This window comes from Variovorax sp. GW821-FHT09B05, assembly GCF_059418265.1.
Map to the genome: position 1 here is coordinate 680201 of NZ_JBWKPN010000002.1, position 13509 is coordinate 693709.

Here is a 13509-nt window from a genome sequence, read left to right on the forward strand (position 1 = left end):
TCTGTACCATTCAGCCCCCCAACGAATGCCATCCGCCGTGCGGTCCTCGACCGCCACCGCACGCGCCCCCACGCTTGACTGCCGCCATCCGCCACACCCGCCGCCGCGCACCCACGTCCCCGCACGAGGGCCGACGCGCATGAAGTCCCGCCGCACCGCCCCCGCGAGCGAACAGCAGTTGCTGCTGCCCGGCATCGACGCACCGCCGCCACCGCTGCGCACGCGCAGCCGCGCCACGCCCGGCGAACGCGCGCCGCGCAAGCCGCCGCCGGCGCATGTGCTGTTCTTCGCGATCCATCCCGGCGAGGAAGATGCCGCGCGCATCGCGGCCTGGAGCGCGCAATGGCATGCGGAACGGGACCTCCGTGCCATGCATGTGGAGCCCGACCGGCTGCACGTCACGCTGCACGACCTGGGTGAGCATGACGAGTTGCCGCGCGACAAGGTCGAGCTCGCGATCGCGGCCGCCTCGCGGCTGCATCTGCCGCGCTTCGAGGTGGCGTTCGACAGCGCGATGCGCTTCGCCAAGGGCGCCTGCGCGCTGCTCGGCGGCGAGAACGCCGAGGTGGCCGCGCTCGCGGCCTTCAGGCAGCGCCTGGGCGAGGTGCTGGCCGATGCGGGCTTCGCGCCCAAGCGCGCCTTCACGCCCCACCTCACGCTGTCGTACATGCGCGGCGCGATGGAGCCGGCCATGGTCGAGCCGGTGCGCTGGACCGCCGCGAGCTTCGCGCTGATCGACAGCCGGCGCGCCGAGGGCGTGCACGAGGTGCTGGGCCGCTGGGCGCTGCCGGGCTGACGCCGGCGTCAGAAGTTCGCGCGCACGCCCACGGTCAGCAGGCCGGCCTTGGCGTGCTTCGAGACCTTGCCGAAGTAGTCGTAGTCGGCGGTGATCGAGAGATTGCGCGTCACCGCGTACTCGGCGCCGAAGCCGGCCATGAGGCCCGTGCCGTTGCCGCCGATGCTCTCGCCGCCGAACAGGCGGTGGCTGTTGCCGGCCGAGACCCGGCCGTGCGCCACGCCGAGCCGGCCGTTGAGCGCGAAGGATTCGCCCAGCGGCAGCCGCGCGGTGGCGGCCGCGTAGAACACCTGGCCGGTGCCGCTCTCGAGCACCGAGTTCGCGCCGAACACGCTGTAGCTGGTGTTCCACTGCTTCACGCGGCCCAGCCGCGCATAGCCGCCTTCCACGCCGAAGGTGTCGGTGAAGCGGTAGCCGCCATAGACCTTGAACGCGGTGCCGCTCTTGCTGTTCTTCTCGCCGCCCCAGGGCACGGGCACGCGCGAGGACGAGGGCAGGCTGTAGCTCGAGCGGCCGATGGCGCCGCCGACGTACAGGCGCGTGGGTTCCTTGCCGTACTCGGCGGCGCCGGCCTTCATCGACGCGGCGGCGCCCAGCAGCAGGGCGGACAGGAGGAGGGCGGTGCGCAGGGACGAGGTCTTCGGAAACGAGGCGGGCTTCGAATGCATGGAATGCCTGGAAAAGTGGGATGAAAAGAAGGGAGCCAACGGCGGCACGCGGTGCGCCGGTGGTTGCGTTCATTCTCGAAACCGAGCCTGAAGAAAGGCTGCGCCTCCCCTGAAGGCTTCGTGAAGGTGGTCGCTGCACAAAGCTTCAAGACGCGGCCTGCACCGAGGGCTAAGGTGCCACGCCATTCCCCATCCATTCATGCATTCACGGAGACACGGTTGACTGACATCGGACCCCTAGGATTCATCGGACTCGGCGTCATGGGCCAGCCCATGGCGCTCAACCTCGCGCGCGCGGGCACGCCGCTCGTTGTGTGGAACCGCTCGCCCGCGCGCGCCGAGCCCTTGCGCGAAGCCGGCGCGCAGGTCGCCGACACGCCCGCGCAGGTGCTGCGCCGCACGCGCATCGCGATCCTGATGCTGGCCCACGGCGAGGCGATCGACGAGGCGCTGGGCCGCGGTACGCCGGCCTTCGCGGACAACGTCGCGGGGCGCACCATCGTCCACATGGGCACGACCTCGGCCGCGTATTCGCAGGGGCTGGCCGACGCGGTCCGCGCCGCGGGCGGGCGCTATGTCGAGGCGCCGGTCTCGGGTTCGCGCAAGCCGGCCGAGGCCGGGCAACTGGTGGCGATGCTGGCCGGCGACGCGGACGCGGTGGAAGCGCTGCGCCCGCTGCTCAAGCCCATGTGCCACGAGACCGTGGTCTGCGGCCCGGTGCCGCAGGCGCTGCTCATGAAGCTCTCGGTCAACCTGTTCCTGATCACCATGGTCACGGGCCTCGCGGAGGCCTTCCATTTCGCCGACCGCCATGGGCTCGACACGCGCAAGCTGGTGTCGGTGCTCGAGGCCGGGCCGATGGCCAGCGCCGTGTCGCGCATGAAGGCGCAGAAGCTGCTCGCGCAGGACTTCGAGGTGCAGGCCTCGATCACCGACGTGCTCAAGAACAACCGGCTGGTGGCCGAGGCGGCGCGCGCGGCCGGCGTGGCCTCGCCGCTGCTCGATGCCTGCCATGCGCTCTATGGCGAGACGCAGGCGCTGGGCCTGGGCGCGCTCGACATGGCGGCCGTGGTGCGCGCGATCGAGGCGCGCACTGACGCCGGCGCGCGCTGATCAGCCCAGCGCCGCGCTCCAGCGCGCGGGCGTGAGGCCGTAGGCCTGCTTGAACTGGCGCGACATGTGGCTCTGGTCGGCGAAGCCGGCCGCGTCGGCCGCATCGGCCAGCGAGCTGCCGCGCCGCAGCAGTTGGCGCACCGCGTCGAGCTGGCGCAGCGTGCGGAAGCGGCTCGGGCTGGTGCCGAAGGCCGCGCGGAACTGGCGCGCGAGCGACCAGCGGTCGAGCCCGGCCAGGCGCTCGAGCGCCGCCATCGCGGGGCGCTCGGTCGGCGTGGCGGCGATGTGGTCGCGCACGCGCGTGAGGCCCGCGAGTTCGAGCGAGCCGGGTGCCTGGGGTTGCCCGGTGGCGGCGTTGGCCAGCAGCTGCGCCACCGCGACCGCGAGCTCGGTGCGCAGCACCTCGTCGTCGATCGCGGCGTCGAAGTCCCAGAGCTCGCGCGCGGTGCGCGGGCCCGTGCCGAGGGCCCGCAGCCGCGTCGCATCGAGCACGGGTTGCGCCACGAAGGGCAGTGGCTTGCCGTGCAGCGCGCGCTGCACCAGCGCCGGGTCGACGTAGAGGATGCGGTAGCCGAAGCCGTCGTCGGTGCCCGCGCCGCCGTCGTGCAGCTCGTCGGGATGCAGCACGTGGCACTGGCCAGGCAGGCACTGTTGCTGCGAGCCGCGGTAGCGAAAGCGCTGCACGCCCGCGAGCGTGATGCCGATCGCGTAGGTGTCGTGGCGGTGCGGCGAGAAGGCCTGGCCGTGCAGATGGGCCTCGAGGCGTTCGATGCCTTCGGTGCCGGGAGCGATCCGGATGCGGGGGGAGGGCGCCATCGTGATGCGGAAAGGGGCGATGGCCGTGTTTGTACGCCGAACCCGAAGACCGTGCTCAGTCGCCGTCGGCGAACTGGTCGAACAACAGGCCGCGCAGCCACTGGTTGCCCGGGTCGCGGTGCAGCTTGGCGTGCCAGAACAGGTTGATCGCGATCTGCGGCAGTGCTACGGGGTGCGGGCGCCACACCAGCCCGAAGGGCTCGGCGATGCTCTGCGCGAGCCGCTCGGGCACGGTGGCGATCATGTCGCCCGAACGCAGGATGTGGCCGATGGCCACGAAGTGCGGCACGCGCAGCCGGATACGCCGCTGGATGACCTGCGCGGCCATCACGTCGTCGGCCTTGCCGTGGCCGGTGCCCGCGGCCTGCACCAGCACGTGGTCGGCCGCGACGAAGTCCTTGAGCGACACGCTGCGCTTCTTCGCGAGCGGATGGCTGCCGGCGAACAGGCACACGTAGCGCTGGCGGAACAACCGGCGCTGGAACACGCCCGACTTGAGCTGCGGCAGCAGCCCGATCGCCAGGTCGACATGGCCGGCCTCGAGCTCCTCGCGCAGGTTGGTGGCGGTGTTGTTGCGCACGGTGCTGATGGTCACGCCCGGCGCGACCGCCGACAGCGCGGCCATCAGCTTCGGCGTGAAGTAGATCTCGCCGATGTCGGTCATCGCGAGCGCGAAGGCGCGCGTGCTGGTGGCCGGGTCGAACACCACCTGCTGGTTGAGCGCGGTGTGCAGCGCGCCCATCGCATAGGCCACCGGCTCGGCCAGCTGCAGCGCGAAGGGCGTGGGCTCCATGCCGCGCGCGGTGCGCAGGAACAGCTCGTCACCCAGCAGCTTGCGCAGCCGCGCGAGCGCGTTGCTGATCGCGGGCTGCGACAGGCCCAGCGATGCGGCCACGGCCGACACGCGCTTCTCGGCCAGCATGCGGTCGAACACCAGCAACAGGTTGAGGTCGATGTCCTTGAGCTGCATGCCGGACCTTTATTCATTTCGGTGATGAAGAGGATTCACGGAATTCTATTGGTCAATCGGCGACGGCCGCGCATCATCCGTCCCCGAGACAACCGGCGCAGCGCGCCCGCCCACGAGAAGAAGATCCGATGGACCTGCACATCCACCCCCTGGCCCGCACGCTCGAGGTCCGCCCCGGCGCGAACCTGCTCGAGGTGCTGCGCGAGCACCATGTGCCGGTGTCGTACAGCTGCATGGCCGGGCGCTGCGGCACCTGCCGCTGCAAGCTGGTGTCGGGCCATGTGCTCGATGCGGGCCAGGATGCCATCCGCCCCGACAGCCAGGGCGAGCGCTACGTGCTGGCCTGCCAGGCCACCCTGACTGAGAGCTGCGCGATCGAGATCCCCGAGCCCGACGAGGTGGTGGTGCATCCGGCGCGGGTGCTCAAGGCCACGGTCTCCGGCATCGAGACGCTGACCCACGACATCCGCCGCCTGCGCCTGAAGCCCAACAAGCCGCTGGAGTTCTCGCCCGGCCAGTACGCGCAATTGCAGTTCGCACCGGGGCTCGCGCGGCCGTACTCGATGGCTGGGCTGAGCCGCGACGACGAGCTCGAGTTCCACGTGCGCCGCGTGCCCGGCGGCCGCGTTACCGCGCATGTGTTCGAGCAACTGCGCGTGGGCGACGCGGTGCGCGTCAGCGGTCCGCTGGGCACCGCCTACCTGCGCACGAAGCACCGCGGGCCGATGCTCTGCGCGGCCGGCGGCACCGGGCTGGCGCCGATCCTGTCGATCGTGCGCGGCGCCATCGAAGCCGGGCTCACGCAGCAATCGATCCACCTCTACCTCGGCGTGCGCTCGGGGGCCGACGTCTATGGCCTCGCCGAGCTGCGCGAACTGCAGGCGCTGCATCCGCGCCTGACGGTGCAGGTGGTGGTGGTCGCCGGCCCGGCCGAGGCCGGCCAGCGCCTGGGCCTGATCACCGACGCGATCCGCGCCGACTGGCCAGGCAGCCTCGAGGGCTGGCGCGCCTACCTCTGCGGCTCGCCGCCGATGGTCGAGGCCGTGACGCAACTGGTGCGCGGCCGCGGCCTCGCGCCCGAGCAGATCCATGCCGATGCCTTCTACCTGCAAGGCACCTGAAGAATTGCCGGAAAGACAAGGAGACCCGCGATGACAACGCAAGCCGTGTTCCCCATCGAGCTGCGCTGGGAGAACGAGCAGACCAGCCGCATCCCGTTCAAGGCCTACACCGACGAGGAACTGCACAGGAAGGAGCTGCAGCGCTTCTTCTACGAGAAGCACTGGTGCTATGTCGGCCTCGAGGCCGAGATCCCGAACCCCGGGGACTTCAAGCGCACCGCCGTCGGCGAGCGCTCGGTGATCCTGGTGCGCGACATGGAAGGCGAGATCCACGTGGTGGAGAACGTCTGCGCGCACCGCGGCATGCAGTTCTGCCGCGAGCGCCAGGGCAACCGCAAGGACTTCGTCTGCCCCTACCACCAGTGGAACTACTCGCTCAAGGGCGACCTGCAGGGCGTGCCGTTCCGCCGCGGCGTGAAGCAGGACGGCAAGGTCAACGGCGGCATGCCGGGGGACTTCAAGCTCGAGGAGAACGGCCTCAACAAGCTCAAGGTCGCGCGGCGCGGCGGCGTGGTGTTCGCCTCCTTCGACCACGACATCGAATCGTTCGAGGACTTCCTCGGCCCCGAGATCCTGCGCTACTTCGACCGGCTGTTCGACGGCCGCAAGCTCACCATCCTCGGCTACAGCCGCCAGCGCATCCCCGGCAACTGGAAGCTGATGCAGGAGAACATCAAGGACCCGTATCACCCGGGCCTGCTCCATACCTGGTTCGTGACCTTCGGGCTCTGGCGCGCCGACAACAAGTCGGAGCTCAAGATGGATGCGCGCGGGCGCCACGCCGCGATGATCTCCACGCGCGGCAGCGCGGGCAAGGCCGCGCAGGTGACGCAGGTCTCCAGCTTCAAGGAGAGCATGCAGCTCAAGGACCCGCGCTTCCTCGACATCGTGCCCGAGCCCTGGTGGGGTGGGCCGACCGCGGTGATGATGACGCTGTTCCCGAGCCTGATCCTGCAGCAGCAGGTCAACAGCGTGTCGACGCGCCACATCCAGCCCGTGGGCCACGATGCCTTCGATTTCGTCTGGACCCATTTCGGCTTCGAGGACGACAGCGAGGAGATGACGCAGCGCCGCCTGCGCCAGGCCAACCTGTTCGGGCCGGCGGGCTTCGTATCGGCCGACGACGGCGAGGTGATCGAGTTCTCGCAGCAGGGCTTCGAGCAGAAGCCCTACCACCGCACGCTGGCCGAGCTCGGCGGGCGCGAGGTCGAGAACACCGACCACATGGTGACCGAGACGCTGATCCGCGGCATGTACCGCTACTGGCGCGAAGTGATGGAGGCCGCATGAAGCAGCTCGACCCCGCCGCCTACCTCGACCTGGCCCGGCTCTACGCGGCCTACGCCCACGCGGTCGATTCGGGCCAATGGAGCCTGTGGCCGGCCTTCTTCACCGAGCAGTGCAGCTACCGCCTGCAGCCGCGCGAGAACCACGAGCGCGGCCTGCCGCTGGCCACGCTGTCCTTCGAGAGCCGCGGCATGCTCGAGGACCGCGTCTACGGCATCCAGGAGACGCTGTTCCACGACCCGTACTACCAGCGCCATGTGGTCGGCCTGCCGGTGGTGCACGGCGTCGACGACGACGGCGCCATCCACAGCGAGGCCAACTACGCGGTGTTCCGCACCAAGCTCGACGGGCCCTCGACCGTGTTCAACGTGGGCCGCTACATCGACCGCATCGTGCCCACGGTCGAAGGCCTGAAGTTCGCGTCGCGCCTGTGCGTGTTCGACAGCGAAATGATCCCGAATTCCATCATCTATCCGATCTGAGCCATGCAGGACAAAGAACCCGAGACCCACGGCGCGCCGCTGCGCCGCTTCACCGACCCGGCCTATCGGCCGCTGTGCGCCAACCTCGCCGAGGTGCGCGAGAACATCGACGCGCTCGACCGCAGGATCGTCGCACTGCTGGCCGAGCGCGGCCGCTACGTGAAGGACGCGGCGCGCTTCAAGCGCGATGCCTTCCAGGTCTCGGCGCCGCAGCGCCAGCAGGAAGTCATCGACAAGGTGAGGGCGCTGGCCGAGCAGGAGGGCGCCTATCCCGAGGTGGTGGAGGCCGCCTACCGCGCGTTGATCGCGGGCTTCATCGCGCGCGAGCAGCAGGACCACCTGGGCATGGTGGACGTGGAGGCCCAGCCATGAAGACCCTGTTCGTGCTCGCGGCCACGGCCGCCCTCGCCATCACGGCCCAGGCCCAGGACTGGCCGCAGCGTCCCGTGCGCGTGATCGTGCCCTTCGCCGCCGGCGCCTCGCCCGACATCCTCGCGCGCATCGTCAACGACAAGCTCGCCGCGCGCATCGGCCAGCCGCTGATCGTGGAGAACAAGCCCGGCGCGGGCGGCAACAGCGGCACCGACCAGGCCTCGAAGGCCGCGCCCGACGGCTATACCTTCCTGCTCTCGGTCAACGCGCCGCTGGTCTACAACACCATCCTCTACAAGAACCTGCCGTACGACCCGTTCAAGGACCTGGTGCCGGTGTCGCTCGCGGCCACCACGCCCAATGTGTGCGCGGTGTCGAACGGCATGAACGTCGAGTCGGTCAAGGGCTGGCTCGATGCGATGAAGCGCAACCCCGGCCAGTTCAACTTCGCCTCGACCGGCAACGGCTCGATCTCGCACCTGGGCGTGGAGCTCATCAAGCTCAAGACCCGGTCCTTCGCGGTCCACATTCCCTATGCGTCCTCGGGCCAGGCCGTCACCGCGATCATCCAGGGCGACGTGCAGTTCGCCTGTCTGCCGCCGGTGTCGGTGATGCCGCAGGCCAAGGCCGGCCGGCTCAAGGCCATCGCCGTGACCTCGGCCGAGCGCTCGGGGCTGCTGCCCGAGCTGCCGACCCTGCGCGAATCGGGCCTGCCCGACATCCAGGCCGTGCCGTGGTTCGCCTACATGGCGCCCAAGGGAACGCCCGATGCGATCGTGCAGCGCATGAGCCGTGAGATCGCCGCGGTGCTCAAGGACCCCGAGGTGCAAAAGCGCCTGCAGACCGCCTACTTCGATCCCGTGGGCAGCACGCCCGAGGCGCTGGCGAAGTTCATGGGCGAGGAGCTGCGGCGCTGGAAGCCGGTGATCGAGCGCACGGGCCTCAAGCCCGACTGACAGCCATCCACGCCACGAAGGAAAAGAACATGACCACGATCACCTGGATCGACGCCGCGGCGGTGGACGACGTCCCCGCCGACGACGTGATCGGCATCGACGTGCAGGGCCGCGACATCGCGCTCTACGGCACCGAGGACGGCATCCATGCCACCGACAACATCTGCACCCACGGCCATGCGCGGCTGTGCGACGGCTTCCTCGAGGGCCACGAGATCGAGTGCCCGCTGCACCAGGGCCGCTTCGACGTGCGCAGCGGCAAGGCGATGTGCGCGCCGCTCACCGAGGACCTGCGCAGCTACCCGGTGAAGATCGAGAGCGGGCGGGTCTACCTCGCGTTCGAGGGCTGATCGGTGGGCAGCTCGCGCGCTCGCTCGCGGCGCCGGCGCTTGGCCTTCGATGGATGCCACTGGTGCGTCGAGGGCTTGAAGGCCGGCCGCTCGAGCGCCATCGCCTCGAGGAAGCGCGGGCCGATCTGCAGCCGCGGCGTGGCCAGCGAGGGATCGAAGTCGGCCTCGACACGGCCCACGTCGGGCACGCGCGCATAGCGCAGCACGCGGTAGCCGGCATCGACCAGCAGCGCGTCGTGGGCCTCGCGCAGCGCACGCTCCTTGCGGCCGGCCTTCTCGTCGAGGCCGACCACGGCCACCACCTCGAAGTTGCGGTCGCAGATGACGAAGTCGGCGATCTTGCGGCCGAAGCCGCTGCGCGCGGCGCGGGTGCGCGCCGTGAGCAGGGCGCCGAAGCTCACCTGCGGCAGCACCACGAGGTCGGGCAGCGTCTGCACCAGGCGGTGGTACATGGCCTGCTGGCGTTCGTTGAGCGGCGCGCGCGGCCGTGGGCGTTCGACGAAACCGCCACGGCTGTCGTTGCGCTTCTGGGCGATCAGCACGAACAGGAGCAGGGCGAGGGTCGCCAGAACGACCACGAATAGAAATGTATTCATCTGTAACTCTCCTTCAGCGGCGAGTCTCGCACGAGTGAGAGCGAGGGCTTCGACAAGCCCCTCGAGGCCCGGGACCAGGGCTTGCGCGCGGCCTCTGTTGCGGCTGCATTTCGCGGGCTCTGTATCTGTTCGCGGCGCGCCGGTGCGGCGAAGATGGCGCCTTTTCTTTCAGCTGGAAATTCCGTCATGACCGCCTCCGCCCATCGCCAACAGACCGCCGACCGCATCGCCGCCGAGCTCGGCCACAGCTTCGAGGGCGAGATCCGCGTCGGCGGCCACTACGCGTCGGCTGTGCGCGATGGCCAGACCGTCTACATCAGCGGCCAGGTGCCGCGCGTGGGCACCACGGTGATGGTCACGGGCCGCGCGGGCGATACCGTGTCGCTCGAGCAGGCACGCGAGGGCGCGCAGATCTGCGCGCTGCGCGCGCTCGCGATCCTGCGCCGCGAGCTCGGCTCGCTCGAGGCGGTGCGCCAGGTGCTGCGCGTGGGCGTGTTCGTGCAGTGCAGCGCCGACTTCACGCAGCACAGCGAGGTGGCCGACGCGGCCTCGGACCTGCTGCACGAGGTGTTCGGCGACGCGGGCGTGCATGTGCGCACGGCGGTCGGCGTCTATGCGCTGCCGAAGAACGCGACCGTCGAGGTCGAGATGACCGTGGCAGTCGACTGATTCAGCGCAGCAGCAGGTCCGCCACTTCCTGCGCCAGGGTCGCCACGGTGCGCGGCGCGCAGCCCTCGGCGTTGTTGCTCACGGTGACGAAGGCGTTGTGCCCGGCCTTCACGGTGCCCGCGATCACGCGCGCCAGCGCCTGGCGCGTCTCGGGATCGGGGTCGACGATCTTGTCGAACGGGCCGTAGAGCTTCTCGGCGTCCTCGTAGCCGTAGCGGCCGTGGCGCCGGTGCAGGTTCCAGCGGCACACCAGCGGGCGCGGCCACAGCGCACGCAGCATCGGCAGCTGGTCCTCGATCGGCGGCATCTTCGCGTGCAGGCCCAGGCACCAGGTGGCGCCCACGCTGCGCAGCATGGCGGCGAAGTCGGGCGTCATGAGCTGCGGGTCGCGCACCTCGACCGCGACCACCGCGTCGGGCGCGGTCGGGGTGAGCGCCGGCAGCGCGGCGATCATCGCGGCGAGGCGCTCGAGCAGCAGCGGCACATCGGCCAGCACGGGCCGCGGCAGCGGGCTCAGCTGGAACACCAGCGCGCCGATGCGGTGGCCCAGGCCCTGCAGCGCGGGCTCGGCGAACTCGCGCACCGCGAGATCGGCGCTGAGGAAGGCCGGGTTGATCTGCGTGCCGCGGCCGCTCTCGTCGCGCACCGTGGCATCGGTCACCACGCTCGGTGCCTTCACCACGAAGCGGAAGTCGTCGGGCACCATCGCCGCGTAGCGCGCGTACTGGCTCGCGGTGAGCGCGCGGTAGAAGTTGCGGTCCAGGCTCACGGTGCGGAACAGCGGGTGCTGGCCATAGGCCGCGAGGCCGTTCTTCGACAGCACGGCCTCGGCGTACTCGCCGTCCCACACGAGGCCGGCCCAGCCCGGGTAGTTCCACGACGAGCCGCCGAAGCGCAACTGCGGCGGCAGCTGCAGCGCGAGGTCGACCAGCGCGGGATCGGCCGGTGCCGGCTGCACGGTGCCGCCGCGCGATTTCTTCGGGGCCGGGGCGTCGTCCGTGGGAGGGGCGGGCGTCGCCGAAGGGGGAGATCCGGGGAGGTCGGGGAAAAGATGGTCCTGCATTGCACTGATGCCTCGGGCGCGCATTCTCGCCCGGCCGGCGCCTGCCCGCCGGGCACAATCCGCGCCATGAAACAGTGGTTGCGCACCCGCGGCGGATGGTGGCTGGCCTGGCTGGCGCTGTCGGCCACGGGCGCGGTCTGGCTCGCGCGCGCGGATATCGAGCGACTGCACCAGGCCTTCGACACCGACGCGCGCATCGCGCATCGCCTGATGAGCCAGCAGGTGGTGCAGTACGACGCGGTGCTGGCCACGCTCGCGCTGCTCGAACCCGCGAGCGGCGGCGGTGCGGCCGACCGTCCCGAACAGCGGCTGCCCGCCGTGTACGCGTCGATCCTCGGCGTGCAGCGGCGCGCGCGCGACGAGGCCTGGCCGCCGGGTCCGCAGGCCGAGGCGCTGGCGCGGGCCGAGGCGCGCTCGCGCGAACTGCACCGCGCCGAATACGCGGCGCTCGACCTGCCGCACGGGCGCTACCTGCTGGCGATCGGCGCCGACCCGGTCAGCTACGCGCTGGCCATCGACCTCGCGGGCACCGTGCCCTGGCGCGACTGGCCGATGAACCCGCAGCAGAGCCCGGTGCGGCTGAGCCTGCAGCGCGATGGCCAGCAGCTGGTGCTGCAGCCGGGGCGCATCGGCGAGGGCGGCTGGCGCTTCGACTTCACCAAGGTGCTGGCCTCGCCGAGCCAGCCCTTCGACCTGGTCGCGCAGCGCCAGGTGGGCTGGTCCGAACTGCCCTGGCGCGCGATCGCGCTGTGGACGCTGGCGATGGCGCTGCTGGTCGCGGGCCTGTGGACCGCGCAGCGCCAGCGCGTGGCGCGCCGCCGCGCTGAAGAGCTGCTGCGGCTCGGCCAGGTCGCGCGGCTCAATGCGCTCGGCGAACTGTCGGCCGGCCTCGCGCACGAACTCAACCAGCCGCTGACGGCCGTGCTCGCCAATGCGCAGGCCGCGCGCCGGCTGCTCGACGAGGAGCCGCCCGACATCGCCACCGCGCGCGGCGCCATGGGCCAGGCGGTCGAACAGGCGCGGCGCGCGGCCGGCGTGGTGGGGCGGCTGCGGCGCGTGATCGAGCGGCCCGAGGCCGGTGGCGAGCTGCGCCCGCTGGCGCTGCACGAGGTGGTGCGCGATGCGATGCACCTGCTGGCGCCCGAGTTCGAGCAGCGCGGTGTCGCGGTGCGCTTCGATGCCGCGGCCCAGCCGCCGCTGCGCGTGCTCGGCGAGCCGGTGGCGCTCGAGCAGATCGTGCACAACCTGCTGATGAACGCGCTGCAGGCGCTCGAGGGCGTGCCCGCGGGCGAACGGCGCATCGAGGTCGAGCTCGCGCGCCAGGGCGAGGAGGGCACGCTGGCCATCGTCGACAGCGGCCGCGGCATCGCGCCCGAGGCCTTGCCGCGGCTGTTCGAACCCTTCTTCAGTACGCGCGAAGGCGGACTGGGACTGGGCCTGAGCCTCAGCGAGACGCTGGCCAGCGGCATGGGCGGCAGCCTCGAGGCCGCCCATGCACTGCCGCGCGGCGCGCGCTTCACCCTGCGGCTGCGGCTGGAAGAAAGCGCCCGATGAACGTCCAGCCCCAATCCCCGCTGGTGCACCTGATCGACGACGACCAGGCCGTGCGCGACAGCCTCGCGCTGCTGATCGGCACCGTGGGCCTGCGCGTGCAGGCCTGGGCCGATCCGCAGGCCTTTCTCGCGGGCTTCGACCGCAGCGGCATCGGCGCCATCGTGCTCGACGTGCGCATGCCCGGCATCGGCGGGCTGACCGTGCTCGACCGGCTGGTGGCGCAGGGCGTGGACCAGCCCGTGATCATGCTGACCGGCCACGGCACGGTCGAGATGTGCCGCCGTGCCTTCAAGGCCGGCGCAGCCGAGTTCCTCGAGAAGCCGGTCGACGACGAGCAACTGCTCGAGGCGCTGCAGCAGGCGGTGCGCCAGCACGTGCGCTCGCGCGAGCGTTCGCAGGCCGACCAGGCGGCGCGCGAGCGGGTGGCGCAGCTGTCGGAGCGCGAGCGCGAGGTGCTGGCCTTCATCGTCGCCGGTCTCACCAACAAGGAGATCGCGCGCGAGCTCGCGCTGTCGCCGCGCACGGTGGAGACGCACCGCGCGAACCTGTTCGCCAAGCTCGAGAGCGATTCGCTGGCGCAGCTGATCCGGCGCTACGCGCTGCTGGTCGACGGCGACGTGGCCTGAGCGGCGCTCCGTAGAACTACGGAGCGCGGCCCGCAGCCGTACGAATGGCCGCGCCGGCGCGCCTTTCCTA

At 70.9% G+C, this 13509-nt stretch carries 16 protein-coding genes; 11 read left to right on the plus strand and 5 right to left on the minus strand.

Translation table 11 applies throughout. From position 1 onward, the window contains the following. Positions 1-139: 139 nt before the first annotated feature. Positions 140-796 carry a 2'-5' RNA ligase family protein gene (locus AC07RM_RS08150; protein WP_495334131.1) on the plus strand — a complete coding sequence of 219 codons (657 nt, stop codon included), beginning with the start codon at positions 140-142 and terminating at the stop codon, positions 794-796. A gap of 8 nt (positions 797-804) precedes the next feature. Here the strand turns inward: AC07RM_RS08150 and AC07RM_RS08155 are convergent, their stop codons facing one another. Continuing rightward, positions 805-1464, minus strand: a complete 660-nt coding sequence (locus AC07RM_RS08155; protein ID WP_495334132.1) for an outer membrane beta-barrel protein — start codon at positions 1462-1464, stop codon at positions 805-807. A 228-nt stretch (positions 1465-1692) separates the two neighbouring features. Here AC07RM_RS08155 and AC07RM_RS08160 point away from each other — a divergent pair, with 228 nt between their 5' ends. After that, the gene (locus tag AC07RM_RS08160; protein WP_495334173.1) at positions 1693-2577 is read left to right on the plus strand and encodes an NAD(P)-dependent oxidoreductase; all 885 of its coding nucleotides are present in this window, start codon (positions 1693-1695) and stop codon (positions 2575-2577) included. Here AC07RM_RS08160 and AC07RM_RS08165 read toward each other — a convergent pair whose 3' ends face one another. Further along, a complete protein-coding gene (locus tag AC07RM_RS08165) occupies positions 2578-3393 on the minus strand; it encodes an AraC family transcriptional regulator (RefSeq protein ID WP_495334133.1) in 816 nt (271 codons plus the stop codon). A gap of 55 nt (positions 3394-3448) precedes the next feature. Next, positions 3449-4363, minus strand: a complete 915-nt coding sequence (locus tag AC07RM_RS08170; protein WP_495334134.1) for a LysR family transcriptional regulator — start codon at positions 4361-4363, stop codon at positions 3449-3451. A 128-nt stretch (positions 4364-4491) separates the two neighbouring features. Here AC07RM_RS08170 and AC07RM_RS08175 point away from each other — a divergent pair, with 128 nt between their 5' ends. The 6 genes from AC07RM_RS08175 to AC07RM_RS08200 are packed head-to-tail and all read left to right on the plus strand — an operon-like array spanning position 4492 to position 8931. Further along, positions 4492-5484 carry a 2Fe-2S iron-sulfur cluster-binding protein gene (locus AC07RM_RS08175; RefSeq protein ID WP_495334135.1) on the plus strand — a complete coding sequence of 331 codons (993 nt, stop codon included), beginning with the start codon at positions 4492-4494 and terminating at the stop codon, positions 5482-5484. Positions 5485-5514: 30 nt separating this feature from the next. After that, positions 5515-6774, plus strand: coding sequence for an aromatic ring-hydroxylating dioxygenase subunit alpha (locus tag AC07RM_RS08180; RefSeq protein WP_208509105.1), 1260 nt, complete (start codon positions 5515-5517; stop codon positions 6772-6774). Then, entirely contained in the window at positions 6771-7253 is a 483-nt protein-coding gene (locus AC07RM_RS08185; RefSeq protein ID WP_495334136.1) for an aromatic-ring-hydroxylating dioxygenase subunit beta, read from the plus strand. Before AC07RM_RS08180 ends, AC07RM_RS08185 begins: the two co-directional genes overlap by 4 nt. A 3-nt stretch (positions 7254-7256) precedes the next feature. Continuing rightward, positions 7257-7625: a chorismate mutase gene (locus AC07RM_RS08190; RefSeq protein ID WP_495334137.1), complete on the plus strand. Its 369-nt coding sequence runs from the start codon at positions 7257-7259 to the stop codon at positions 7623-7625. Further along, complete coding sequence (locus tag AC07RM_RS08195) at positions 7622-8581, plus strand: Bug family tripartite tricarboxylate transporter substrate binding protein (protein ID WP_495334138.1); 960 nt, start codon at positions 7622-7624, stop codon at positions 8579-8581. The genes AC07RM_RS08190 and AC07RM_RS08195 overlap by 4 nt, the downstream gene beginning before the upstream one ends. Before the next feature lie 29 nt (positions 8582-8610). After that, a complete protein-coding gene (locus AC07RM_RS08200; protein WP_495334139.1) occupies positions 8611-8931 on the plus strand; it encodes a non-heme iron oxygenase ferredoxin subunit in 321 nt (106 codons plus the stop codon). Here AC07RM_RS08200 and AC07RM_RS08205 read toward each other — a convergent pair. Continuing rightward, positions 8910-9527, minus strand: a complete 618-nt coding sequence (locus AC07RM_RS08205) for a DUF2726 domain-containing protein (protein ID WP_495334140.1) — start codon at positions 9525-9527, stop codon at positions 8910-8912. The two genes, AC07RM_RS08200 and AC07RM_RS08205, sit on opposite strands and share 22 nt — an antisense overlap. A gap of 186 nt (positions 9528-9713) precedes the next feature. Between AC07RM_RS08205 and AC07RM_RS08210 the strand changes: the two genes are divergently transcribed. After that, complete coding sequence (locus tag AC07RM_RS08210) at positions 9714-10196, plus strand: RidA family protein (RefSeq protein WP_495334141.1); 483 nt, start codon at positions 9714-9716, stop codon at positions 10194-10196. Position 10197: 1 nt separating this feature from the next. On the opposite strand, the gene AC07RM_RS08215 is transcribed toward AC07RM_RS08210, so the two are convergent. Next, positions 10198-11259 carry a DUF72 domain-containing protein gene (locus tag AC07RM_RS08215; protein ID WP_495334142.1) on the minus strand — a complete coding sequence of 354 codons (1062 nt, stop codon included), beginning with the start codon at positions 11257-11259 and terminating at the stop codon, positions 10198-10200. A gap of 66 nt (positions 11260-11325) precedes the next feature. Between AC07RM_RS08215 and AC07RM_RS08220 the strand changes: the two genes are divergently transcribed. Together AC07RM_RS08220 and AC07RM_RS08225 are read left to right on the plus strand one after the other, a co-directional pair. Next, complete coding sequence (locus AC07RM_RS08220; RefSeq protein ID WP_495334143.1) at positions 11326-12813, plus strand: sensor histidine kinase; 1488 nt, start codon at positions 11326-11328, stop codon at positions 12811-12813. Next, positions 12810-13439, plus strand: coding sequence for a response regulator transcription factor (locus AC07RM_RS08225; protein WP_495334144.1), 630 nt, complete (start codon positions 12810-12812; stop codon positions 13437-13439). Before AC07RM_RS08220 ends, AC07RM_RS08225 begins: the two co-directional genes overlap by 4 nt. The last annotated feature ends 70 nt before the right edge of the window (positions 13440-13509 follow it).

Coding starts and splice junctions, on each gene's coding strand:
- AC07RM_RS08180 (WP_208509105.1), top strand. CDS start 5,515: ATGACAACGCAAGCCGTGTTCCCCATCGAGCTGCGCTGGGAGAACGAG.
- AC07RM_RS08195 (WP_495334138.1), top strand. CDS start 7,622: ATGAAGACCCTGTTCGTGCTCGCGGCCACGGCCGCCCTCGCCATCACG.
- AC07RM_RS08155 (WP_495334132.1), bottom strand. CDS start 1,464: ATGCATTCGAAGCCCGCCTCGTTTCCGAAGACCTCGTCCCTGCGCACC.
- AC07RM_RS08205 (WP_495334140.1), bottom strand. CDS start 9,527: ATGAATACATTTCTATTCGTGGTCGTTCTGGCGACCCTCGCCCTGCTC.
- AC07RM_RS08225 (WP_495334144.1), top strand. CDS start 12,810: ATGAACGTCCAGCCCCAATCCCCGCTGGTGCACCTGATCGACGACGAC.
- AC07RM_RS08215 (WP_495334142.1), bottom strand. CDS start 11,259: ATGCAGGACCATCTTTTCCCCGACCTCCCCGGATCTCCCCCTTCGGCG.
- AC07RM_RS08190 (WP_495334137.1), top strand. CDS start 7,257: ATGCAGGACAAAGAACCCGAGACCCACGGCGCGCCGCTGCGCCGCTTC.
- AC07RM_RS08210 (WP_495334141.1), top strand. CDS start 9,714: ATGACCGCCTCCGCCCATCGCCAACAGACCGCCGACCGCATCGCCGCC.
- AC07RM_RS08165 (WP_495334133.1), bottom strand. CDS start 3,393: ATGGCGCCCTCCCCCCGCATCCGGATCGCTCCCGGCACCGAAGGCATC.
- AC07RM_RS08200 (WP_495334139.1), top strand. CDS start 8,611: ATGACCACGATCACCTGGATCGACGCCGCGGCGGTGGACGACGTCCCC.
- AC07RM_RS08170 (WP_495334134.1), bottom strand. CDS start 4,363: ATGCAGCTCAAGGACATCGACCTCAACCTGTTGCTGGTGTTCGACCGC.
- AC07RM_RS08175 (WP_495334135.1), top strand. CDS start 4,492: ATGGACCTGCACATCCACCCCCTGGCCCGCACGCTCGAGGTCCGCCCC.
- AC07RM_RS08185 (WP_495334136.1), top strand. CDS start 6,771: ATGAAGCAGCTCGACCCCGCCGCCTACCTCGACCTGGCCCGGCTCTAC.
- AC07RM_RS08220 (WP_495334143.1), top strand. CDS start 11,326: ATGAAACAGTGGTTGCGCACCCGCGGCGGATGGTGGCTGGCCTGGCTG.
- AC07RM_RS08150 (WP_495334131.1), top strand. CDS start 140: ATGAAGTCCCGCCGCACCGCCCCCGCGAGCGAACAGCAGTTGCTGCTG.